Origin of the sequence: Streptomyces sp. YIM 121038 (assembly GCF_006088715.1) — a bacterium.
Taxonomy (GTDB): Bacteria; Actinomycetota; Actinomycetes; order Streptomycetales; family Streptomycetaceae; genus Streptomyces.
In genome coordinates, this window is sequence record NZ_CP030771.1 from 8,450,175 (window position 1) to 8,473,017 (window position 22,843).

A 22,843-nucleotide genomic window follows, 5' to 3' on the forward strand; every position below is an offset into this window, starting at 1 on the left:
CTCTCCCTGTCATAAGTCTACAGCTGTATACGTACGTGCCGGACACCTCGCAGCACCACGGAGCGGGGCCCCGCAAGCGGGCCTCTGAGAGGGAACACGAGATGAACCTCAACCTCACCGGCAAGCGCGCGCTCGTCACAGGTTCGAGCGCGGGTCTTGGCATGGAGACCGCGAAGCTGCTGGCGGCCGAAGGGGCCGCCGTCGTGGTCCACGGCCGGGACGAGGACCGGACGGAGAAGGTCGCGCGGCAGATCCAAGAGACCGGCGGGACGGCCGTCGCCGTGGTCGGTGACCTCGCTGACGACCGCGCCGCCGCCGACGTGGCCCGCGCCGCCACCGCGGACGGGCCCGTCGACGTCCTCGTCAACAACGCCGGTTTCTACCGCCACTTGTCCTGGGCCGAAGCCACCCCCGAGGAGTGGCGCGACACCTACAACGTCAACGTCGTCTCGGGCGTCCGGATGATCCAGCACCTGGTCCCCGCCATGCGTGAACGCGGCTGGGGACGTGTCGTCACCATCGGCGGCGGGCTCGCCTCACAGCCGATGAACACCCACCCCCAGTACAACGCCACCCTGGCCGCGCGGCACAACCTCGCCGTCTCCCTCGCCCGCGAACTCAAGGGCACCGGCGTCACGTCCAACGTCGTCTCTCCCGGAGCGATCCTCGTCGAGGCCACCAGGGACCTCGTCACCGGCATCGGGCCCGCCCGCGGCTGGGGCCGGACCTGGGACGAGATCCAGCCCAACGCCGTCCAGGCCCTCATCCCCAACGACCAGGAACGCTTCGGCGAACCCGAGGAGGTCGCCGCAGCCGTCGCCTACCTCTGCAGCGACTACGCCCAGTACATCAGCGGAGCCACGATCCGCGTCGACGGCGGACTCGTCCGCTCCGCCTTCTGAGCACGCACCCCGCCACTCCGCCTGCCGACGACGGACGGCTAGCCGTCGGCGCCGTCGGGGCCGGGCCCGGACACCGATGTGCCGTCCGCCTCCTGGACCACCGGTTCGAGCATGCCGGTGAGGAGGGCCGTGAGGCGGTCGTCCTCATCGGCCGTGACGAGCGCGGTGGTACCGACAACGCTGCGCAGCAGCCACGTTCCGGCGACCAGCGCCAGGGCGAGCTGTGCGCGTACCTCGGCGTCCGAGCCGTCGAGCAGCGCTGCCAGCCTGGCGCCCACGTTGTCCTCCACGCCCTGCCGGACGATGCCCGCCGCCTCCGGATCCGGCGCCGAACGCAACAACAGCAGGAACGGATCGAGTTGCTCCGCGCCGGAGGCGGTGCGCTCGGTGAGCGTGTGGGCGATCGCGCCCGCCAAGCCGGTGCGTTCGTCGCCGACGACGGTCGGAGGTGCGAAGGAACGAGCGACGGCCTGAGCGAACAGGCCCTCCTTCGAGCCGAAGTAGCGGTTGATCATCATCGCCGTCACACCCGCCCGCTCGGCGATCCGGCGCACCCCGGCCCCGGCGTACCCGTGCTCGGTGAACTCCACGACCGCGGCGGCGAGGATCGCCTCGCGCGTCGCGGCGGCGTCACGCCTACGGGCGGGAGGTGCGGTGCTCATGGTCAGGAGCATACGGGGCGCCCACGCACGGCCCGCGACGGTGGCGCTGCTCGGGCGTGCGGCGCCGCGCCGCGATGTCCAGGGCCCGCTCGACGCACTCGGCCGCGCCCTCAGCGACGGCCGCGATGCGCCGCTCCTCCCACTCCGGCAGCGCCGTGAACGGGCCCGCGGCGCGCGTGACCCGGGCGAGGAGCCACAGCGCGGCGTACGGCGCCGTCCTGCACCCGGTGTACCGCCACCGCCGCAGGTCGAGGGCGTCCGCACGCGCGAGCTGGTCGCGACGGGCCCGGTCTGCGGCCGGCCACGAGCGCGGTGCGTACGCCCTCGGCGAGCGCTGCACGACGGCTGCGGTCTGGTCGGCGCAGCCCACGAGGGCGTCCTCGACGGCGCGCATGGTGTCGAGGACGGCGAGGCGGACGGGGGCGGGGTGTTCACCGGCCTGGTCGGGGCCGCGTTCCAGGGTGCGGAGGTGGGCGGCCTGGTGGCGCGCGTACTCCAGCTCCAGCCGTTCGGGATCGAGTTGGTCGAGGCGGGCGAGGTGGCCGCGGGAGCCGACGTCGAGCGTCGCGGCGGTCGCGGGGGCGCCGACGGCTTCGTCGAGGTCGGCCCACCGCAGGGCGATGGTGCGGAGGTGGGTGACGGTCGTGGTCATCGTCGGTGCTCCTGTGGTGCGCGGGACGGTGCGGGGACTGGCCTGGTGGGCGCGGTGGCCGGGCGCTCCATCGCGGCGGTGTGCGGCGCCGGTGTGTCCGTCGGCGGTGAGACGTCCGCCGACTTCCGCGGCGGTGCTGCGGCGGCTCATGGACGGTGCCTCCTGCGCGCGGGCCCGTACGGGGATGGCCAGGCGGGTCGGTCCGGGCGGCGGCGGGCCCGGAACGCCCGGCCCGCTCGGCCCAGGGCTGAGCGGACGGCCTTCGCGGAGGCGGCCATGACCGCGGTCATGGCGTCGTGGACTGTGCGGATCCGTTCTGCCACGGCACGGGCGAGCGCTGGCTTCCCGTGGAACCCGGAGTTCGTGCTGCTGTGGAGGGGCCGCCATTGGCCGTCGTCGTCCAGGAACTCGATGCGGATGGGTTTCACGGCTGCTCCTTGGCCGGGGCAGTGGGCCGAGTGAGGGTGTCGTCGGCCTGGCGGCCCGTGTGCCCGGCGATCGGGCCGCACTGCTCGGTGCCGAGCGCGTTGGGGGTGTTGCTCCCCGCATCACACGGCGTACCGGCGAGGGCGACACGGATGCGTTGCCGCCAGCCGAGGGCGCCTGGGTTGCGGAGGGCGGCCCGAACGCGCTCGATCACGGCGCGCTGCTCGGTGTGGGACTCGATGAGGAGGGCGCGCTGCCGGACGAGTTCCGCGTTCTCGGCGAGCAGCTCGTCGACGCGGGCGAGGGCCGCTGTGTACCTGCGGGCGCTCTCCTCGTGGAGGTTCTCCAGGTGCTGCACGCGGGTGCGCGTGCTGAGGAGTCCGCCGTGCGGGAGGACGACGTCGAGGACGGCTGTGGTGAGGGCGTCGCGGACGTGCTCGTGCTCGTCGATGCGGTGGTGCTCGGGGTGCTCGTGGAAGATCGAGCCGATGGCTGCCTCGAGTTGAGGGCGGAGCCGGGGCCCAGGTTCCGGGGCTCGGAGCGTGGTCGTGAGGTCGGCGGCCAGGGCGCGGGCGAGCGGGCCGGGTGCCTCGCCCCAGACGTCGCGGAGCGTCCCCACGCGGGCGACGGCGTCCTCGGCGGCGATGAGGCGCTCGCGCAGCCTGTCGAGGGCGTCGTCGGTGAGGTCGTCGAGGCGGATGCGCTCGGTCATGCGGCCTGGTCCTTCTTCGTGCAGTGCGTGGTGTCGTGTTCGGCGCCGCGGGATTCCCATGACCGAAGGCAGCAGGCGGTGTTGAGGTCGGCCCAGCCGCGGTCGGTGTCGGTGGCATGGGCGCGGCCGGGGGCGCAGGCGACGCCGTGGTCGCTGCTGTCGGCCAGGGGCCGGAGGAGGCGGCAGGGGGTGAGCGGGGGCGGCGGCGCGGGCCGCGCGGCGAGGCGTTCGCGCTGTGCGTCGACGCGGCCTCGGCGGTCGGCGACGGCCTCGCAGCGGGCGCACCAGGCGAGGGCCAGGGCTCCGCCCGTCGTGCCCAACGCGGCGGGCCAGTACGGGCTGGTGGCGGCGGCCGCGGTCATGCCGAGGAGGGCGCAGGCGCCGGCGCGGAAGGCGAGGGCGTGATGGCGGTGGGGCATGTGGGGGGCCTCGTCAGTGTGGGGGGCGCCGGGCTGAACCAGGCGGTGGGGGGGTGTTGCCAGGCGGGCCTGGCGTGTGGCGTCGGGTGGCTCCTGGAGGCTCTGGTGAGGGTGCTTCCCACGCGTGGCCGGTCTGTTCCACGGCTCGCTCGGCGCCCCTGCCGCCGGGAGGACTGGGGGTTTCGCTCTGTGGGGGGCGTGAGCGGTGGCGAGATGTGCGGCAGCGTCGACGTGGCCCGCCTCGCGCTGCGGACACCATGGGGGGATCTGCTTGCGGTGGGGTGCGTTCGGACGGGGCTTCGCCTGGGCATGGGGCATTGCGCAGGAGGGATATCCGTGGCGGTACCTGGGTGGATTCGCGGGGGCATGAGTGACACGACGATGAAGGTTGACTCCGCGACCGGGGATCGGTTCGCAGCGATCGCTGCGGCGGGTGGGGGGAGCGTGCGTGCCTACCTGGCGCGGCTGGCCCTCGAGGGGGAGAACCAGCTCGAGCTGAACCGGGCCGCGCCGGTGCTCCGCGAGGTCACTGGGAAGCCTGGCATCACCGAGGCGTTCGATGCGGCGTTCCCCGAGGACGCGCCGACCTCCCGGGACTCCGCGGGGCGGACGCCGGGTACAGGCAGGTGGTGCTGCGCGTGCTGGACGCGGCCGCCTCCGTCACCCTGTCGGGGGCGGACCCCGACGGGTGTTTGCGCGCGGTCGACCTCCAAGACCAGCGGATGTCCAAGACCTGCAGATGCCCAGGACCAGCAGACGTCCAAGACCAGCGGACGGGCACCCGACGGCACGACGCTGTGCCCTTACGACGCACTAACCCTGGTGGGCGTGTCCGGCGGTGGGAGTGCTCACGACGATGCCGGGCTCCTCGCTGTAGCGGCACAGAAGTGCCCGGAGGAGGTGGGGAGGGTCATGTAGCGCGCGGCCCCGGCAGCGCGGCTCGGTCCCGGCGGCTTCGGGTGGAGTTCCAGACGAACACGAGGCACTCCGTCTTCCCGCCGCTCTTTCCGGCGTCGGTCCAGACCGGAGGGAGGTCCCGAACGGACGGCCGGATCGCGTACCTCCCCTCGTTGTTGAGGACGACCTTGTAGATGGGCGCGGGTCCGGTTGCGGTCGGCACAGTGGGCTCCTGTCGTGAGCGTATGGGCATCAGATGCGGGGAGGCCGAACCGGACGGCCAAGGAACCGACCATCGCGGACTCCTGGACTCCTCACCCGCGCCAGCCGCCGTGCTGCCCTGGGTGATTGTCCCTGCCGGGCGGGTTGCTGCCTCGGCCTCCGGCCGCTCCTCGCTGACGGCGGTTTGCGGTAGGGGCGCGGCTCCCTCTCAGCGGCATGCAAAACGCTTCCCCCGAGGGCCTCTTGACGGCTTGACGATTGATGCTTGAATGTTTTGATCTTTCCTAGATCCAGGCCTGAGCGGCTGCGGCCGAAAGTCCCTCCCCTGGGGACCTTGGTCCCTAATCACCGCGTACGGGTGTGTGCCCTCCGGTACGCAAGCCCTCTGCGGCGCCGTGTCGGGCATCGGGGCCCGGCCGGCCGGGAGAGGAACGGGTGTGTGCTCAGGCTGCGAGGGAGACGCTGGCCCCCGCCCCGGTCTCCCTTCGCCCGCGCGGTCGTTGGCCTGTTCCGCGAGCTCGCCACGATCGGCAAGGCGGCCGCCCTGACGCACTGCGGGGCAGCCCTCATGCTGCTGTTCCTGATTCTGCTGGAGCTGGTCGTCGCCCTCGTCGGCCCGAATGACGAGCGCTGCCCAGAACGCTCTCGTACTCGACGAAGTCCCTTCAGGCCTTGAGGAACTGACTAGCCGTCATGTGTGAGGCCAGCTCATGTACACGTTCCGCTGAATCAACGAGGGTCACCCTCCCTTACGATCTCGCCGGGTCGCACTCCGGCGTGCCGCAGGGTGCGCATCAGTGGGGAGTCGGGACGGAGGGCCCGGCAGGCGGTTGCGGCGCCGATGAAGCGGGCTGCGCGGGCGTCGTCGGGCAGCTGGAAGGCGCCGTCGGGCAGGCCCGAGCCGGTGTCGTCGCCACCCTCGGGCGGTTCGGTGACGGTGGCGGGGATGTCGGCGATCGCCCAGCGCCAGAACCCGGACCCGGTGGGGGCGTCGGGGTCGTAGACGGTCACGGCGTAGCCCCTGGCGCCTTTCCGGGGCGCCGCTCCAGGACAGTTGCCCCGCGACGCCGACACCGGGGCCGAGGCGCTGGCCCGACACCTCACCCAGACCGCGGCCGGACTGACCGGCCACCCTCACCACGAACCCGCGAAGGACCGCGAAGGACGCCTGACGCGCCTCGGGCGTAGAGCTTGTTGACGTACGGGGCCCGGGGCCGGTGGCGTCATGCTCTCCCAGGGCACGCCGCCCGCGAGAGACGTGAGGTCCATCAAGAGCCCGAGGGTGCCTCCCCGTAGGTGGCCACCCACTCGCGGGGGCCGCGCAGGATGCGTACCTGGGGGTCGGTGAGCTTCACGGCCGCGCCTTCGCGGCCTGGGCGCGGGCCTGTTCCTTGAGCGCGACGCGGGCTGCGGGGGTGCCGTACGGGGTCTGCCAGTAGGGGTGGGCTGCGATCAGGCGGGACAGCTGCAGCAGTCGGCGCCGGTGCGCGGCCGCGCCGCTCGTCGGCACGTCGGCCAGGTGCTGGTAGGTGACGTACCAGGCTTCCTGGGCCTTCAGGAGGTCAGTGGGAAAGGGGTGCCGGTCCATGGATACGATTAGATCGCATGTTCGAATGTGGATGCAAAGGCTGCGCCGGGCTCACCGACCACACCTGTGGTGGCTGTATCTGTTCAGCGAGCACGGGGGGATGTCCCGGGTGTGATCCACTCGGCCGCCCACGTGGCCGACGCGAAGGCGGCCACCGCCCGCCCCTGGACCTCGACGAACGCCACCCCCTGCGCTGCGCCGTCCTCCAGGCGCGCGCAGGATCTCGGCGGCGTCGGGGACCGGCGCGGCCGGGGACGTCAGGGCCATGGGGCGGTGATCGTCTGCCGGGCCGGCGCGGTCGGCCCGGGCGCCGGGAAGCGCGCCCTGCGTCCAGCCCGCGCGGCGGAGCCTGGACGCCTTCCCGCGAGGCGTAGACGCCGTGCCCGCGCTCAGGGAAGCGGAGGAAGGCGACGCGACCGGCGGGCGGGGTGAGGTCACGCGGGGGTGTGGAGCGGTGGGTGCTCGAGCACGCGGGGCTTGTACTCGACGAGCTGGATGCGGCCGTCGAAGGTGCGGTGCTCGGTCATCTCCAGGGCGACGTCCGGGTAGCCGTCGTAGATGCGTTCTTCGCCCGTGGCCCCGGTGATCACCGGGAACATCACGACCCGGAAGCGGTCGACGAGTCCGGCCCGCAGCAGGGACCGGCACAGGCTGAGGCTGCCGATCGTGCTGAGGAGCCCCGAGCCGCCCGACTTCATGGCGCGGACCGCCTCGACGGCGTCGCCGCGCACGAGCGTGGAGTTGGCCCACGTCAGCGGCTCCTCGATGGAGGAGGAGAACACCACCTTGGACGCTTGCGTGAGCTCGTCCACGGACGCCTCTTCCTCGGGCCTGAACTCGTCCTGGCCGCTGGGGACCTCGCCCGCGGCGAAGCCCGACATCAGGCGGTAGGTGTTCGCTCCCATCAGATAGGTGACCTCGGGCTGCTTCCCGAGCCATGCGAGGTACTCCGGGCCCTCCAGGCCCCAGAACCCGGGCCATCCCTCTCCCGATGCGTGACCGTCGAGGGAAGTGATGAAGTCGACGAGAAGCTCCGACATGGCAGTGTCCTTTCCTGAGGTGTCACGAGCTTGGACCGGCCGGAAGCCGCAAACTCATCGGCCACGCGCTGTGGAGTTCGGGAAGTCGCCGAAAACGGCAGCAGCGGGCCGAGCCGCTTGGTCCATCGCCCCGGGCCGGCCTTCGGAGGGCGTGCGGGTGCCCTTTCCGCGCGCGGAGAGGGCAAGGGCGGCTCGCCTCCGCGTACGGATGGTGCCAGGGCCGAGTCCGTACGACCCGGACGAGGCCCGTGTCGCCGGATACCCGGCGGGCTGGGCGAAGCGCCTCCTCCAGCGCGGCCTGAGCGGCGAGATCGTCTTCGACTCCTGCCGGCCGAGACCGGGCGGTTCGGCACCGGCGCTGCCTACCGCTGCCGAGGAGCTGTTCGTCGCCGACTCCGCGGCTGTCCTCGTGCAGCTGGACTTCGACAAGGGGAGCCGGGCAGCGGGCATACGCTGGCTGCTCGATCACCCCGCATGCGCGGCGATCACGGCCGCGCAGGAGCGTGATGTACGTCGCCAGACACACCGCCTCGCCGAGGGCGGGGCGCTACCCGCGCTGCCGGGCGGAGTGGATGCAGTTGCTGAGTGGGCCCGGCAGCGGCCCGTCGAAGGCATCGAAGGATACGTATTCCAGTTCTGGCCATGGCACAGGACCGCGGAGCCGGGAGCGCGAGCCATGTTTTTCCCGTTGCGCTTCCAGTCCGAGAAGTCGTCGTACGCGCAGTATGTTTCTTCTCCCCGCACGTAGGGGTGGCAGAGCGATGAACCCTGGCCAGAGGGAGCCGTCTTCGAGACCTTTCTGAAACGGTCAAGGAGGTGACGGGGCGATGAAAGGTTGACCCTCTCGCTGTATCGGAATTTCCGTGTGGACCTTGGATTGGGAATTCGCCTAGGCTCCGATGGTGACGGGACGTCTTCGATCAGGGGCCCGTCAGTTGATCCGGAAGAAGGGTTAAATCGGGTGCAGCTCAACCGGAGGATCGCAATTTCTTGTGTCGCTGCCATAGGGGCAGTCAGTATTTCGCTGAGCATGCCGTCAGCCAATGCGCAGATCCACACGCCCGATGGCGCCGTGCCAGCTACGAAGGCGAAGACTGAGCCGTGCAAGGGGAAGCAGCCCAGCAGCAAAATTGCTTACACGTTCCATCGCGGGCCCTCCAAGGTCCCGCTGCGCTGTGGAAACAGCAAGTGGGGGTTCCGGCACATAGCCGCCCACGGCAGGTGGAGCAAGTCTTTCAAGAGCAAGATAAGCAGTACGCTCTGGAACGGCTACGAGGTAGGCCCTGGCGTCGTCCTTCGATACAAGCCCGGTGTGGGTTGCACCACGAAGCCAAGGAAAAACTTCAAGGTGGTATACAATAATGGCCCCCTTGGAGGGAAGCCGGGCGGAATCACTCCGCAGGGGATCATCACGGCTTCTGTGCACTACACGGCAAGCGTCGCTAAGGGGCCATGCTAGAAGGGTTGCCTATGGCCACTTCTGAACAAGTGGAAGAAATGCTGGGCAGGGAGATCCTGGGAATTCAGCAGGAATATCCTGGCTCCGCCATCGAAGTTCTGGAACTGCGGGTGCGTGACGTATGCCCGCGCCTTTCGGTGCAACTCAAGATTCGGGCCCAAGGGGAACTGTGGGAAGTGTCCTTTGAATACAAGGGGCCTGAAGCGAGCCTGGTCAGTGGCGACCTCGACCCTGATCGCGTGGAGTACCTCGGGTTCTTGATGCGCACTCATCTTTTTGAGTGGTGGGACACGAAGGACACTGAGAAGGCGTCCGAACGAATGGGTAAGAGGCTCAACTGAGTGACGGGCGCGTTCCCTTGGGGCCCGCGCCGCCGCGCGGACCCCAAGGGTCTCGACGCCGAACACGACCATGCCCCTACGACCAGACCGGCTGCGGGGGCACGGTCGCCGCTCACTCCGGCCGCCTGTGCTGCCGCCGGTCGTACTCCGCCCAGTCCTCCGGCGGATACGTCGCCTGCGGCGCCGCCAACGCCACATCGACCTGGATCCCGAGGTCCTCCTCGAAGGCCCACCCCGTCAAGTTCGCGGAGCCTCCCGGGACACGCACGACGTCCTCGCCCGGCGGACGCGCCCGCCGACTCCGGCCGTGCAGGCTTGACACGCCCCGGAACACACAAGAAGCTAACACCGTTAGATTTTCTAACGGTGTTAGGGGTTCGTGGTGGGGAAGCGGCAAGAGGTACGTCAGCGGACGTTCGCCGAGATCCTGGAGGCGGCGGGTCGGATGGCCGAGGCCGAGGGGTGGCAGGCGGTGACCGTCCGACGGATCGCTGCCGAGATCGGCTACAGCGCGCCGGTGATCTACCAGCACTTTCCGAGCAAGGACGCCGTACTGCGCACGCTCCTTGAGCGGGTCAACGGCGAGCTGGCGCAGCGAATGCGGACCGCGGTGGCCGGTGAACCGGCGTCACGGGGCCCGCACTTGGCGGCGGCCGCCTACCTGGAGTTCGCCCGGTCGCGGCCCGGCCTGTACCAGCTCATGTCGGGCGCACCCGGCACGGACGTCGATGCCTCCACCCGCCGCACCGCCGCCGACGACGTGATCGCCTTCACCCGGCAGCTGATCGAAGCCTGGGCGGCCGAGACCGCAGCCGATCTTCCCAGCGTCGAGGACGCCTGCGACCTGCTGTGGGGCACGCTGCACGGCCTCGCGAGCATCGGGTTGATCGAGGACGTCGGCTTCGACCGCGCCCTGCGCCTGGCCGACCAGGCGGTGACGGCGCTGCTTGGCCATTGGTCGTCTTCGACCGCGCACCCCGAGGGCCGCCCGCAGACCGGCGAGGGAGAGAAATGATCTATCACCACAACCGCTTCACCTTCAAGACGACCGCCACCGCCCCACAGCGCGAGGAGGCCCTCGCCAGCCTGCGCAACCAGGGCGAGTCGATCGACGCGGTCGTACGGTACGTCGTCGGCAGGGACATCGGCGGCGAGTTCGAGTACGGCGCCGTCTTCGTCCTGGAGGGCCTCGACGGCTACTGGGAGTACCTGATGGCACCCTCACACGCCCACACCGACCGGATCGGCCTGCCGCTGCTGGAGTCCTTCGTCTCCTACGACACCACCGACAGCGACGACCCCGACATCGCCCACAAGATCGCCGACCTGCACGCGCGACGCTACGCCGGTGACCCGGCCCTCACCAAGCTGGTGGCCGACCTCCCCTCCTACACCGGCAGCAGCGCGCCGACCCCCACCAGCCGTACCAGTCCTCCCCGCCCTACCAGTGCAGACCGACCCGCCGTCGGACCGAAGGCCGTCCACGACTCCGACTGACACAGCGGACGGCCCGGGCCAGGGGCGCGACTGCCGGTGACAGTCACGGCCCATCGCGTCCCCGATGCGCGACGGCGGATGTGACCCCTCATGGTTGCGCGTCGACCACCTCGGCGTCGGCGGAGAGCCGCAGCCACCGCGAATCGACGTCAGCATGGGCCTCGTCGAACGCGTGATGCTCGCGGGTGTACAGCCGGACCGCCAGCCCGTCGGGGTCACGGAACACCAGAACCCAACCGATGATCCCTCGCAGCTCGCCGGAGTTCTCGACACCGAGAGCGTCGAGGTGTCCGACCCATGCCCGCAGGTCGGCCCGTGTCGGGACCGCGTACGTGACCGGATCGTGACCGCTGATGGCTTTCGCGGTACGGGGCGCGTATCTGAGCTCCAGAAGACCCAGCTTCGGTACGTAGAGGACGTAGGCGTAGAGCACGCCCGCGGATGACCTGTGGTCGAACTGCGCTTGCCGTTCCGCGCCGAAGACCCGTGCGTACCATCGCAGGCTCTCGCCGAGGTCGGACACGGGCACCTTGTAGTGGTGGACTCCGTCGAGCCGGGGCCGGTTCATCGCGTTCCCTTCCTGCCAGGGACCTCGCCGATACCGGGGGGGCACCGCCCTCGACGCCGGGCCGGATGTCAGCGGCGTGGCTCGATCTTCAGGTCACCACTGTTCGGCCTGCGGCCCCTGTGCCGTCACGCCCGGGTTCCGGAGTGGACGCTGTCGCCGCGCGTGGGTGCGGCCTCCGGCGAGCGGCGGCCGCACCCACGCGGGTGGATCAGTAGCGGGTCCACACCTGGGTCGCGGCACCCGTGCAGACCGTCTGGCGCACCTCGCGGCGGCTGCCGGAGGGCGCCGCGCCGTCGTCGAGGCACAGGCCGCTCGCGACGTTCTTGATGGTGACCTTGTTGTTGCCCAGTTCGATGAACTCCCAGCGCTGTCCGGAGACGTTGTCGCAGGGACGCTGGAGGACGTTGGTTCCGGGCGTGGTGCTGAACACCTGCATGCACTTGTTGGAGTGGGCGGCTCTCATCAGGGACGTGGGGTTGTCCACCTCGAAGTTCAGCGAGAACCGCTGGTGGGCCTTGCCGTTACAGCTGAACTGCTGGAGGACGGTGTTGTCCGCCGACGAACCGGCCTGCACGTCGAGGCACTTGCCGGTGCCCGCGTTCTGGAACGAGTACTGGCCGGAGACCCCGGCGTGGGCCGGGCCCGCGAGCACGGCGGTCGCCGCGAGGGCGGCGCTCGCGGCGATCCCGGCACGGACGGTGAACGAGCTGCTGAGCTTCATGCGAGGTCATCTCCCTGACATCAGGTGCGGATGCTGGCCCGGGGGCATCCGGCACCGCGCTGCGGGCCGGGGAGCTTCCCCGTTCGCGGCCGAGTCTCGCGGTGGTCCCACGCGCTCCTCAAAGCCCTTCGAGGCGCATCGAAACCAGACATCGAAACCAGACATCGAGACGGCCGCGAGCAGCCTGGGAGCGGGCCCGGAGGGTTACTTCTTCCAGCCCACCGTCTCCGGCAGCGGGCTGTAGAACATGGTCGCGCCCACGTTCGCCAGGTCCTTCTTGACGCTGTACGTCGACGGGCCGCTGAACAGCGGGAGCAGGGCGTAGTTCCGGAGGGCCTTCCGCTCGACCTTGTTCGCGGCGGCTCCCTGTTCGTCCAGGCCAGGGACGTCCGCCGTGGCGCGGATCTCCTTGTCCAGGGCCGGGGATCCGGCCCCGGTGAGGTTGGACTCGCGGTCCGAGCAGTAGAGCTCGCACAGGGAGCGAGCCCCGAACGGGTCCATGGAGCGGTTGCCCGAGACGATCAGGTCGAACTTCCGCTCGTTGACGACGCCGGCGAAGTCCGATTCGGCGGCCTTCTTGATGACGAGGCGTACGCCGACCGGCTTCAGCATCGCGGTGAGGGCGCCGGCGGTGGCCTTGCCCAGCGCCTCGTCGCCCAGGAGCGTGTAGCCGAGCTCGAGCTTCTTGCCGCCCTTCTCCCGGACCCCGTCGCTGCCGGGCTTCCAGCCCGCCGCGTCGAGTTCCTTCTTCGCCTGGTCGGGGCTGTGCTTGAGGACGGCCGAGACGTTGTCCTCGTAGCCCTTCTGGAAGCTGTAGAACAAGACCGAGCCGGGCAGCGGTTCCTTGTAGTCCAGGCCCTGGAACTGGATCTTCGCGATCTGAGCGCGGTCGACGCTCTCCTGGATCGCCTTGCGCACCGTCTTGTCCCCGAGGACCGACGACTTGGTGTTGAAGCGGAGCGAGTACACGAACGGGCTGCCGCCGCTGCGGATCTCGGTGCCCTTGAGCCCCTTCAGCTGCTTCAGGCTCTCGGCGTCGCTCGCGGAGACGTAGTCGAGCTGACCGTTCTTGAAGGCGTTGACCGCCGCGGCCGACTCCAGGTTCACGTAGGTGCGCTTGTCGAGCTTGCCCTTCTTGCCCCACCACTTCGCGTTGCGGACGAAGGTGACGTTGCCCGAGTGGGTGTCCCACTTGCCGACGGTGTACGGGCCCGCGCCCCACTCGGGGTGCGCCTTCTTCACGTACGCCTTGTTGAAGTTGTCGACCTTCGCCGCCTTCGGGTGGAGGAACGTGGAGAAGAGGGCCGGCCAGGAGGCGTAGACGCCCTTGAAGGCGATGACGGCCTGCTTGTCGTCCTTGCCGCGCGTGACCTTGGTGATCTGTTCGTAGCCCTCCGTCGTCGCGGCCGCGTAGGCCTTGTCGGAACCGTTGTTGGCCTTCCACGTGGCCTTGATGGCGGTCCAGTCGATCGGTGTGCCGTCGTTGAAGGTGGCCTTCTTGTTGATGGTGAGTGTGACCCTCTGGTCGCCGCCCTTGACGGACACCTTCACATCGCTGAAGTAGTCCGGGTTGTACTGCACGTCACCGGTCGGCGAGAACGTGATCGCGTTCGCGTTGTACCAGCTCCACACCCGGGTCGCCGCCAGCGTGGAATTGACGTTGAAGGGGTTGCCCTGGTCGTCGAACGTGCCCGCCGTCGTATAGGTCCCGCCGTCCCTGAGCTTGTCGTACGCCGTCGGGTTGTAGTCGGCGGCACCCGAGGCGGCGGAGGGGGTGTTCCTCGCGTCCGAGTCGGCGGCGCCGTCACCGGCCGAGGACTGGCACGCGGTGGCGGTGACCGAGAGGGCGGCTATCAGGGCGAGGGGCAGGGCCAGTTTGGCACGCATGGGGGTGGTTCCTTGAGGTGGAGGTGTGACGTGGAGGTGGGACGTGGAGTGAAGGTGGGGCGTCGGCCCGTCAGAGGGCCGAAGAGGGGGCGCCTTACGCGGCGTGGCAGGCGTACGCGTGGCCCGGCTGCCCCGGCACCGGCCGGGCGGCGGGCCGCTCCGTGCGGCAGCGCTCCTGGACGTCGTCGCCTGCGAGGCGGTACACGGGGCAGCGGTCGATGAACGCACAGCCGCGCGGCAGGTCCGTCGCGCTCGGCTGCTCGCCCCTCAGGACGATCCGTTCGCGGGTGCGTTCGCGCTGCGGGTCGGGAACGGGGGCCGCCGAGAGGAGCGCCCGGGTGTAGGGGTGCTTGGGGTCGGCGAAGAGGGTCTCCGTATCGCCGGTCTCGACGATGTGGCCCAGGTACATGACCGCGATGCGGTCGCAGACGTAGCGGACCACGGCGAGGTCGTGCGCGACCATGAGGTAGGCGAGTCCCAGCTCGCGCTTGAGCCGGTTCAGCAGGTTGATGACACCCGCCTGTACCGATACGTCGAGGGCGGAGAGCGGCTCGTCGAGGGCGAGCAGCTTCGGGTCCGTGGCCAGGGCGCGGGCGATGCCGACGCGCTGGCGCTGGCCTCCCGACAGCGCGGCCGGGAAGCGGTCGCCCACCGAGGTGTCGAGGCCGACGAGCGCCAGCAGTTCGTGGACGCGGGAGCGGATCGCGGCGCGGTCGCGGCCGACGGCCCGCAGGGGTTCGGCGAGCAGCTGGTAGACGGGCAGGCGCGGGTCAAGGGCGCCCAGCGGATCCTGCATGACGATCTGCACGTCGTGCCGCAGGGTGCGCCCGCGCCCGCCGGAACCGGCTGGTGTGCCGCGCCCGCCGGACTCGGCTGGTGTGCCGCGCCCGCCGGAACCGGCCGGAGGGCCGTGGGCGCCGGAATCGGCCGGAGTGCGGTGGGCGCTGGTGTCGGCCGAGGTACCGGCACGGGTGCCGTGGGCGCTGGTAGCGGCACGGGTGCCCGCCGTCGCCCCGACCTCCCTCCCCGCGATCTCGATGCGGCCGCCCTCCGGCCGTCTGAGCCGCAGGATCTCCATCAGCGTGGTCGTCTTGCCGCTGCCCGACTCCCCGACCAGGCCCAGCGTTTCGCCGGTACGCAGCTCGAAACTGACCTGGTTGACCGCGTGCAGCGTGCCCACCCGGCGTTTGACGAACGCGCCCTTGGTGACGGGAAAGGTCTTGACGAGGTCCTCGACGCGCAGCACCACGTCGCCGCTCCCGTCGCCGCTCCCTGCGGCGCGCCCGGTGTCCACCGGCTGGTCCACGGAGCCGGCACCCCCGGTGGGGTCCAGCGTGCCCCCGGCTATCTCTGCCGCGCGCAGACAGGCCACGTCCCCGTGCCCCGTGACGGGGCGCAGCTCCGGCTCCTCGGAGCCGCACGCGTCGAGCGCGACCGCGCACCGGCTCGCGAAGGGGCAGCCGTCCGGCAGGCCCGACAGGACGGGTGGCTCTCCGCCGATCGGGACCAAGGGCCGGCGGACCCCGCTGTCGACGGTCGGCACCGCGGCCAGGAGCCGTGCGGTGTAGGGCATCGTCGGCCGGCGGAACAGCGCGTGCACGTCCGTCTTCTCCACGAGGCGGCCCGCGTACATGACGGCGACGTCGTCCGCGTGACCGGCCACGACGCCGAGGTCATGGGTGATCAGGACGAGTCCGGCGCCGGTCTCCCGCTGCGCGAGGCGCAGGACGTCGAGGATCTGCGCCTGCACGGTGACGTCGAGCGCGGTGGTGGGTTCGTCGGCCACGAGCACGCTCGGCCGGTTGGCGATCGCCAGGGCGATGACCACGCGCTGGCGCATGCCGCCGGAGAACTCGTGGGGGAAGGCCGCGGCCCGCCCGCGGGGGTCGGGAATGCCGACGAGGTCGAGCAGCTCCACGGCCTGCTCCCAGGCCGCCTTCTTGGACAGGTCCTGGTGGACCCGCAGCGCGTCGGAGAGCAGCCTGCCCACGGAGAAGATGGGGGTGAGCGCGGACAGGGGGTCCTGGAAGACCATGCCGATGGAGTTGCCCCGCACCCGTGACAGCGCCCGGTCGTCGAGGCCGATCAGGTCCTGACCGCCGAGCAGGACCTGGCCGCGCAGGTCGGCGGTGGGCGGCAGCAGGCCCATGATGCCCATCGCGGTGGCCGACTTGCCCGAGCCGGACTCGCCGACGATGCCGAGGGTCCGGCCCGGCAGCAGATCGAAGCTGACGCCGCGCACCGCTTCGACGCGCCCGGCCTCGGAGGGGAAGGAGACCCGCAGGTCCCGTACGGAGAGCACGGGGGTGGCGCCGGTGGCGGAGACCCCGTCGCGCAGGGGGGTGGTGAGGGTCATCGTCGGCCTCCCGCCGCACCGGTCACGGACGTGGGGTCGAGGGCGTCGCGAAGGCCGTCGCCGATGAAGGTCATCGAGACGGTGAGCAGGACGACGAGGCCCGCGGGAAAGGCGAAGAGCCAGGGGGCGCTGGTGAGGGTGGCCGCCCCGTCGGCGAGCATCGTGCCGAGGGAGACGTCCGGGGTCTGGACGCCGAAGCCGAGGAACGACAGCGCGGTCTCGCTGAGCACGGTCGACACGACGCCGAGCGTCAGATTGACGATGAGCAGGGAGCCGAGGTTGGGGATGATGTGGCGCAGGATGACGCGCGGCGCACTCACGCCCATGAACTCCGCCGCCGTCACGTAGTCCCGTTCGCGCAGCGAGGTCGAGACGGACCAGATGACCCGGGCGGTGGACATCCAGCCGAAGACGGTGAGCACGACGATGAGGACGCGCCAGTCACCGGCCAGCCGGTGGGACACCAGGGCGAGGATGAGGAACGAGGGGACGATCAGCAGGAAGTGGATGGCGCCGAGCGTCAGCCGCTCCACCCGGCCGCCGAAGTACGCGGCGCTCGCACCGATGACCGCGGCGACGGCGATCGTCAGGACGGACACGCTCACGGCGATCACCAGTGAGCGCCGCAGTCCGTGCACCGCGCAGGCGTAGATGTCGTTGCCGCCCTGGTTGGTGCCGAACCAGTGCAGGTCGCTCGGCGGCTGGGTGAGGGCGGTGAAGTCGGCGTCCGTGTGGGCGTAGGACGTGAACAGGTCGCCGAAGGCGCTGAACAGCACGAGCAGCGCGAAGATCACGACGCCGGCGACGGCGAGGCGGTTGCGCAGGAAGCGCCGCAGATAGAGCCGGCCGCGGCCGAGGTCGCCGCGCGGCTCGGCGATGGTGGTGTCGGTTGCTGTCGCCATGTCAGTTCACCCGGACCCTGGGGTCGAGGAAGACCGTGGCGATGTCCGCGAGGATCGCGCCGACCGCGGTCAGCACCGCGGCGAACGCGGCCGTCGCGACGGTGCCGTGTACGTCGTTCTTGCTGAGGGTCTCGATGAGGTAGCGGCCCATGCCGTTCCAGCCGAAGACCGTCTCGGTGATGACGGCTCCGGTGAAGACGGCGGGCACGCTGAACGCCACGGAGGCCGCCGTCGGGATCAGCGAGGCCCGCAGCGCGTGCCTGCGGACGGCCTGGGCGCGGGTGAGGCCGGTGGCCTGGGCCGTGCGCACGAAGTCGGCGTTGATCGTGTCGAGCAGCAGCGAACGCTGCGTCAGGTGGTGGCCCACGTAGCCCATCAGCGTCAGGGTGAGCGTCGGCAGGATCAGATGCAGGAGGCGGTCACCGATCGTCGGCAGCAGTCCCTCGACGTCGGGTGAGCTCTCCCCGGCGACGTAGAGGAAGTCGAGCCCCGCGTGCTGGTTGAGCCAGATGGCGACGAAGACGACGGCGAGTGCGGCCACGGACGTCGGGACGTTGAACACCGCGATGGACAGGGCCTGCGAGATCCGGTCGGCCGCACCGTACTGGCGGGCGGCGGTGTAGACGGCCAGCGCGACGCCGATCACGACGGACAGGACGGTCGCGGTGATGACCAACTCGGCGCTGACGAGGGCGCGGTAGCCCACCTCGCCGTTGACGGATACGCCGGTGGGTGACGTGCCCCAGTCGAAGTCGAGGACCACCGAGGTGAGCCAGTTCCACCACCGCTGCACCAGCGGCGTTCCGGGGTCGAGGTTGTACGGGGCGAGGGCCCGGGAGAGCTGGCCCTCGCTGGGGGCGGGGCGGACGTCCTTGTAGTTCGATCGCGGGTCGAGGAACCAACTGGCCAGGAAGTACGTGGCGTTGGTCGCGACCACGATCATCAAGAGCCAGCCGCCCGCCTTGCGCATCACATAGCGCACGGTGCGGACCGCCCCCTCACCACACGCGTGGGACGCGCCGGGACGGCGCCGGGGAGACAGGTCGAGTACATGTGCGGTGGAGCTTTCTCTGGGCGTGCAGGTGACGTGCCACCAAAGGGGGCGGATGTCAGCTTGATGCGCCGTGGGCGGGCTCCGCCAGGTTTTGGCGGGTTTCGCCATGAGGCCGCAATGCTGCCGTACGGAATGCAATGTCGCTGTAGCAAAACGATCACGCGTAAGACGCGAGGCGCACTGAAGGAAAGCCGCAGGGATTCCGCTGCGGCCGGAGTCCGCGCTGACATGCGGCTCGGGGTGATAAAGGAATTCCCGACGGGGTGATCGGGGGACCCTCTCGCCCCTCCATCGGCTGGTGGATTGGGCGGCTTATGATGAGCGCCGGAGGTAGTTCGCCATGCGCATGGAACAGTTGGAGTACCTGGCAGCAGTCACACGGCTGGGTTCTTTACGCCGTGCCGCGGAGGAACTGCACTTGTCGCAGCCGGCGCTGAGCGAGACACTCCGCAACCTGGAGCGGGAATTGGGAGTGGAGCTCCTGGAACGCAGGCGTTCCGGGGCGAGGATCAGCGACGAAGGGCGCGAACTGCTGCCGCACATCACCGAAGTGCTCCACGCGGTCGACCGGCTGCGCCAGGCGGCCGACAGCCAGCACCAGGTCAGCCGCAGACTGCGCCTTGGCACGGTCAGCGCGGCCACGGCCACGCTCCTCGCGCCGGCCATCCGTGAGTTCGGCGCCACCCATCCCTCGACCCAGGTGGAAGTGATCGCGGATCGGCAGGACGGCATCCAGCAACACCTCACGGAGGGCAGTTTCGACCTCGGGGTGATCAGCTACCTCCGGGACGACGACCCGCCACCCGGCCTGCACACCACCGAGCTGCTGCGCGGACGCCCGGTCGTCTGCGTCCGCCGGGACAGCCCGCTGGCGGCGCTCAACGCGGTCACCGTCGCCGACCTCCTGGCCCAGCCGTTGATCGTGATGCGGTCCGGCTACGCCATGCACCGCTACGTCCACCGGCTCCTCGGGGGCAGCGCCCCCTCCCTGTCGTACGCGACCGACGGCGCCGAGATGTGCAAGCTGATGGTGGCCGAGGGACTCGGAGCCACCGTGCTGCCCGACTACAGCGTGCTTGGCGACCCGCTGGAACGCGGCGGCACGATCACGTGCCGTCCGCTGGCGGACGACTCCACCGAGCTCCGCGTCATGATCCACCGACGCCGCGCACGCTCGGTGCCCACGGCGGAACGAGACCTGCACGCCATCCTCGTCCGTCGCGCCGCGGAACAGCGCGGGAGCCGACCCGTCGGTTGAGCCGCGGGGGAATGCGCGACCGGCTCTTCGGGCGCTCGCCTCCCATCGCCGCCCCATGTCTGCCGATTCGGGACCAAGGTCCTCGGAAGGAGGGACGTACGGCGACAGTTGAGCACGCTGGATTCGGGCAGGAGCGGATTGGTTAACGTTCAAGAGCCATGGCGCCAAAGGGCTCTGGGAGCGCTATGGGGCGGCACTGGGAGGTTGTTATGCCTTTACGGGAACCCGAAGCCAGCGAGAAACAGCCGGAATTCGGGAGAGGAAACCGCCCGGAGGAGAGGACCGGGGAAACCGGAAAGACTGCCGGTGCGGGTGACGAGGCCCCGGCGAACGGCGAGTTCGTCGTGCGGAAGTACCACGAAACGATCCCGATGGACCTCCTCTTCCGGGACGCCGAACCGGCGAAGAGGCCACCGCCGAGGCCCAGGCACGCCGGGGCCCCCGCACCGGCCGACACCGCCAGGACCCGGAGGCGCGTGCCTCCTCCCCGGCTCGACAAGGACCTCTTCGAGCGGCGCGGGTTCGCTTGCTCCGGGTGGTGGGCGGTGCTCGTCGCGCTCCTCGCGGTGGCCGGGGCGGCCGTGCTGGTCTGGTCCGGCGGGCTCGTGCCCGTACGGCTGACCGAGCTGCTGCGGCTGCCCGAGCGGTCCCCGGACGGGCTCGGCGTCTGGCAGTGGGGCGCCGTCGGCGGCTGCGGAGTCGTCGCGCTGTGCGCCCTCGGCGGGCTCACCCGGGGCCGGGTCGGCTCCGCCCGGGTGCTGTCGCTGTTCGGCCGCTACCGGGGCACTGTCCGGCGCACCGGCCTGGTGTGGGTCAGCCCGCTGGTGCCGCGCCGCCGCGTGGATGTACGGCTGCGGCACTGGCGCAGCGAACCGATGGCGGCGGTCGACGCGCGGGGGGTGGAGCTGCGGGTCGTGGTGTTCGTGGTGTGGCGGGTCACGGACACCGCGCGGGCGCTGTTCGCCGTCGACGACCACGTGGCGTACCTGCGCGAGCAGGTCGAGGCGGTGACCGCGCGGGTCGTCTCGCAGCTGCCCGCCGATGCGTTCGGCGACCTCGGCGACGACACCGACGCGTGGGGCGGGCTCCACGACGCCGCCGAGACCCTGCGGGACGCCGAGGCGGTCGGTGAGTCGCTCAGCCGGATCCTGGCGGCCGAGTGCCGGGCGGTCGGCATCGAGGTGTTCTCCGCACGGCCGACGCGGATCGAGTACGCGCCCGAGATCGCGGCCGCCATGCGGCGCCGGCAGATCGCCGCGATCGACGCCCAGCACCGCGACAGCGTGATCACGTCGGTGCTCGACGCCGTCGACGACACCGTCAGCCGACTCACCCGGCGGGGCCTGGTCGCGCTCGACGACTACGAACGCAAGGCCCTGGTCAAGGACTTGACGGTGGCCTTCTACACGGCGCGCGGCAACGCCGTGGACCCTCACTGAAAGGAATCCTCCGTGCGGACACCCGAATTCACCGAGGAGACGCCCGTCGACTGCGCCTGCGCGGCCTGCGCGGCCGGCGGGGAAACGTCCTCGCTCACGCGCGCCGACCAGCGCTGCACCGTGCGCGGAGCCGTCGTGGCCGCCGTCGGCGCGGCCGTCCTGGCCGGCGCCGCCACCGGCACCGCATCGGCCGAGCCCGCCCCGAGCCACGCGGGCCGGGACGGCTCCAGGTACTGGTACAAGGACGCCACGGGCTGGTGGCGCTGGACGTCCCACTACGACACGTACGCCAAGCACGTCGCGAACTCCACCAGCCCCGGTAACACCCCTAAGACAGCGGGGAGTTCACGGTCCGGCCGGACCTCCTCCTCCTTCTCCGAGCCCACGTTCCGCGGCCGCGCGGGCTGGGACGCCGCCGACCGCGTGTACTGGTACCAGCGCGACGGCGGCTGGTGGTGGACCAGCCACAAGAGCAAGTACCAGCGGTACGCGGGCACCTCGGGCGGCGCTCCCTCCGGCGCTTCCCCCGGCTCCGGCACCCCCCGTCGGCACGGCACCGAGGCCGCCATCGGCTTCGCCGTGTCCCACCTCGGCGACCCCTACGTCTGGGGCGGCAACGGCCCGCACGGCTGGGACTGCTCCGGCCTGGTGATGGCCGCCTACCGCGCCGCCGGGATCTCCCTGCCCCGGGTGGCCGACGCCCAGTACCGCGCCACCACCCCGGTCTCGCGCGGCGACCTGCGCCGTGGCGACCTCGTGTTCTGGAGCAGCGACGGCAGCTCGACCGGCATCCACCACGTGGCCGTCTACCTGGGCGACGGCCGGTACCTGGAGGCCCCGCGCCCCGGCAAACAGGTCCGGATCTCGTCCTTCGACCGGTACCACCCGACCATGTACGGCCGGGTGCGTTAGGCCGTCTCCCGCGGATCGTCTGACCGCGGGGTGACGGGGGGAGCGGGCCGGCCCCGCCCCGGGCGGAGTTCCACACCGGGGCGAGGCCTCGGCTCTGCCAGCCGTCGCGGACCACGTAGCGGATCTTGAGGCCACGAGCAGCCCGTGGCAGGCTCATGCCGCATGATCGATGAGTTCGCGAAGGACAACCTGCACGGGAGACTGCGGCGGGACCGCGAGGCGCTGCTGTGGAAGCTCGACGGCTTGTCCGAATACGACGTCCGCCGGCCTTTGACGGCGACCGGGACCAACCTCCTCGGCCTGGTCAAACACGTGGCCAGCGTCGAGGCCCGGTACTTCGGCGAGGTCTTCGGGCGCCCTTCCCCGGAAGCGCTGGTGCCGTGGCAGGAGCACGACGGCAGCGATCAGTGGGCGGCCGAGGACGAGACCCGCGAACAGATCACCGGGTTCTACCGGCGCGCGTGGGCACACTCAGACGCGACGATCGACGCGCTTCCCCTTGACGCCCCCGGCCATGTGCCGTGGTGGTCGGAGCCCTGCCCCAACACGAACCTGTTCGCCGTCATGGTCCATGTCCTCGGCGAGACCAACCGGCACGCCGGGCACGCCGACATCCTGCGCGAGGGCCTCGACGGCCGGACCGGGATGCGCCCCGAACACGAGACGCGGATCGATGAGGAAGCCCGTGCGGCCCACTACGCGAAGGTCGAGCGGGCCGCCAGGTCGGCCGCGCCCGGCAGGGCTGCGAGGGCGCCTCATGTGACCTGATGTATCGGGGGCGTATCAAGAAACGCGTACGCCCCCGCAACAGGCCCGCGTCTTCAGTGGAGCCCTGAGGGTGGCCCCCATCAGGCAAGGCCGGACGATCCGGCCGGGGCTGTTGCGGCCGTCCGTTGGGACAGGGGCCCCACGACGAGCGCGATCGCGAA

General features: G+C 70.8%; 22 protein-coding genes and 2 pseudogenes. 9 read left to right on the plus strand and 15 right to left on the minus strand.

Annotated elements, in window-relative coordinates:
• Positions 1–101 precede the first annotated feature (101 nt).
• Entirely contained in the window at positions 102–902 is an 801-nt protein-coding gene (locus tag C9F11_RS35315; RefSeq protein ID WP_138963389.1) for an SDR family NAD(P)-dependent oxidoreductase, read from the plus strand.
• A 38-nt stretch (positions 903–940) separates the two neighbouring features.
• On the opposite strand, the gene C9F11_RS35320 is transcribed toward C9F11_RS35315, so the two are convergent.
• The 8 genes and pseudogenes from C9F11_RS35320 to C9F11_RS35360 form a co-directional block, all read right to left on the minus strand.
• On the minus strand, positions 941–1,564 hold the full coding sequence (locus tag C9F11_RS35320; RefSeq protein ID WP_249402016.1) for a TetR/AcrR family transcriptional regulator: 624 nt from the start codon (positions 1,562–1,564) through the stop codon (positions 941–943).
• On the minus strand, positions 1,539–2,366 hold the full coding sequence (locus C9F11_RS35325) for a hypothetical protein (protein ID WP_138963393.1): 828 nt from the start codon (positions 2,364–2,366) through the stop codon (positions 1,539–1,541). Before C9F11_RS35325 ends, C9F11_RS35320 begins: the two co-directional genes overlap by 26 nt.
• A 274-nt stretch (positions 2,367–2,640) precedes the next feature.
• Entirely contained in the window at positions 2,641–3,354 is a 714-nt protein-coding gene (locus C9F11_RS35330) for a hypothetical protein (RefSeq protein ID WP_138963395.1), read from the minus strand.
• Complete coding sequence (locus tag C9F11_RS35335) at positions 3,351–3,773, minus strand: hypothetical protein (protein WP_138963397.1); 423 nt, start codon at positions 3,771–3,773, stop codon at positions 3,351–3,353. Before C9F11_RS35335 ends, C9F11_RS35330 begins: the two co-directional genes overlap by 4 nt.
• Positions 3,774–4,683: 910 nt before the next feature.
• Entirely contained in the window at positions 4,684–4,893 is a 210-nt protein-coding gene (locus C9F11_RS35345; RefSeq protein ID WP_171075933.1) for an MbtH family NRPS accessory protein, read from the minus strand.
• An 830-nt stretch (positions 4,894–5,723) separates the two neighbouring features.
• Positions 5,724–5,949, minus strand: a pseudogene (locus C9F11_RS48980) (YbhB/YbcL family Raf kinase inhibitor-like protein); the annotation flags it as partial.
• Between the two features lie 294 nt (positions 5,950–6,243).
• Complete coding sequence (locus C9F11_RS35355; protein ID WP_138963401.1) at positions 6,244–6,480, minus strand: hypothetical protein; 237 nt, start codon at positions 6,478–6,480, stop codon at positions 6,244–6,246.
• 434 nt (positions 6,481–6,914) lie between these two features.
• Positions 6,915–7,520, minus strand: coding sequence for a dihydrofolate reductase family protein (locus tag C9F11_RS35360; RefSeq protein ID WP_138963404.1), 606 nt, complete (start codon positions 7,518–7,520; stop codon positions 6,915–6,917).
• Positions 7,521–7,728: 208 nt separating this feature from the next.
• On the opposite strand from C9F11_RS35360, the gene C9F11_RS35365 reads away from it, so the two are divergent.
• Together C9F11_RS35365 and C9F11_RS35370 are read left to right on the plus strand one after the other, a co-directional pair.
• Positions 7,729–8,268, plus strand: a complete 540-nt coding sequence (locus C9F11_RS35365; RefSeq protein ID WP_171075934.1) for a hypothetical protein — start codon at positions 7,729–7,731, stop codon at positions 8,266–8,268.
• 722 nt (positions 8,269–8,990) lie between these two features.
• The gene (locus C9F11_RS35370; RefSeq protein WP_138963408.1) at positions 8,991–9,320 is read left to right on the plus strand and encodes a hypothetical protein; all 330 of its coding nucleotides are present in this window, start codon (positions 8,991–8,993) and stop codon (positions 9,318–9,320) included.
• Positions 9,321–9,432: 112 nt separating this feature from the next.
• On the opposite strand, the gene C9F11_RS49725 is transcribed toward C9F11_RS35370, so the two are convergent.
• On the minus strand, positions 9,433–9,561 hold the full coding sequence (locus C9F11_RS49725; RefSeq protein WP_269078109.1) for a hypothetical protein: 129 nt from the start codon (positions 9,559–9,561) through the stop codon (positions 9,433–9,435).
• Positions 9,562–9,702: 141 nt separating this feature from the next.
• Between C9F11_RS49725 and C9F11_RS35375 the strand changes: the two genes are divergently transcribed.
• The gene (locus C9F11_RS35375; protein ID WP_138963410.1) at positions 9,703–10,335 is read left to right on the plus strand and encodes a TetR/AcrR family transcriptional regulator; all 633 of its coding nucleotides are present in this window, start codon (positions 9,703–9,705) and stop codon (positions 10,333–10,335) included.
• Positions 10,332–10,817, plus strand: coding sequence for a Dabb family protein (locus C9F11_RS35380; RefSeq protein ID WP_138963412.1), 486 nt, complete (start codon positions 10,332–10,334; stop codon positions 10,815–10,817). Before C9F11_RS35375 ends, C9F11_RS35380 begins: the two co-directional genes overlap by 4 nt.
• A gap of 88 nt (positions 10,818–10,905) precedes the next feature.
• On the opposite strand, the gene C9F11_RS35385 is transcribed toward C9F11_RS35380, so the two are convergent.
• From C9F11_RS35385 to C9F11_RS35410, 6 genes are all read right to left on the minus strand, one after another.
• On the minus strand, positions 10,906–11,385 hold the full coding sequence (locus C9F11_RS35385; protein WP_138963414.1) for a VOC family protein: 480 nt from the start codon (positions 11,383–11,385) through the stop codon (positions 10,906–10,908).
• A 208-nt stretch (positions 11,386–11,593) separates the two neighbouring features.
• On the minus strand, positions 11,594–12,106 hold the full coding sequence (locus C9F11_RS35390) for an RICIN domain-containing protein (protein WP_138963416.1): 513 nt from the start codon (positions 12,104–12,106) through the stop codon (positions 11,594–11,596).
• Positions 12,107–12,310: 204 nt separating this feature from the next.
• Positions 12,311–13,993 carry an ABC transporter family substrate-binding protein gene (locus C9F11_RS35395; protein ID WP_171075935.1) on the minus strand — a complete coding sequence of 561 codons (1,683 nt, stop codon included), beginning with the start codon at positions 13,991–13,993 and terminating at the stop codon, positions 12,311–12,313.
• Between the two features lie 94 nt (positions 13,994–14,087).
• The gene (locus tag C9F11_RS49870) at positions 14,088–16,349 is read right to left on the minus strand and encodes an ABC transporter ATP-binding protein (RefSeq protein ID WP_138963418.1); all 2,262 of its coding nucleotides are present in this window, start codon (positions 16,347–16,349) and stop codon (positions 14,088–14,090) included.
• A complete protein-coding gene (locus C9F11_RS35405; RefSeq protein WP_138963420.1) occupies positions 16,346–17,251 on the minus strand; it encodes an ABC transporter permease in 906 nt (301 codons plus the stop codon). The genes C9F11_RS49870 and C9F11_RS35405 overlap by 4 nt, the downstream gene beginning before the upstream one ends.
• Position 17,252: 1 nt before the next feature.
• Complete coding sequence (locus C9F11_RS35410; RefSeq protein WP_138967412.1) at positions 17,253–18,221, minus strand: ABC transporter permease; 969 nt, start codon at positions 18,219–18,221, stop codon at positions 17,253–17,255.
• A gap of 424 nt (positions 18,222–18,645) precedes the next feature.
• Between C9F11_RS35410 and C9F11_RS35420 the strand changes: the two genes are divergently transcribed.
• The 4 genes and pseudogenes from C9F11_RS35420 (at position 18,646) to C9F11_RS35435 (ending at position 22,682) form a co-directional block, all read left to right on the plus strand.
• Positions 18,646–19,563 carry a LysR family transcriptional regulator gene (locus C9F11_RS35420; RefSeq protein WP_171075936.1) on the plus strand — a complete coding sequence of 306 codons (918 nt, stop codon included), beginning with the start codon at positions 18,646–18,648 and terminating at the stop codon, positions 19,561–19,563.
• Between the two features lie 503 nt (positions 19,564–20,066).
• A pseudogene (locus C9F11_RS35425) lies at positions 20,067–21,002 on the plus strand (SPFH domain-containing protein); the annotation flags it as partial.
• Between the two features lie 12 nt (positions 21,003–21,014).
• On the plus strand, positions 21,015–21,914 hold the full coding sequence (locus C9F11_RS35430) for an NlpC/P60 family protein (protein WP_138963426.1): 900 nt from the start codon (positions 21,015–21,017) through the stop codon (positions 21,912–21,914).
• A 162-nt stretch (positions 21,915–22,076) separates the two neighbouring features.
• Entirely contained in the window at positions 22,077–22,682 is a 606-nt protein-coding gene (locus C9F11_RS35435) for a DinB family protein (RefSeq protein WP_138963428.1), read from the plus strand.
• Positions 22,683–22,843: the final 161 nt, after the last annotated feature.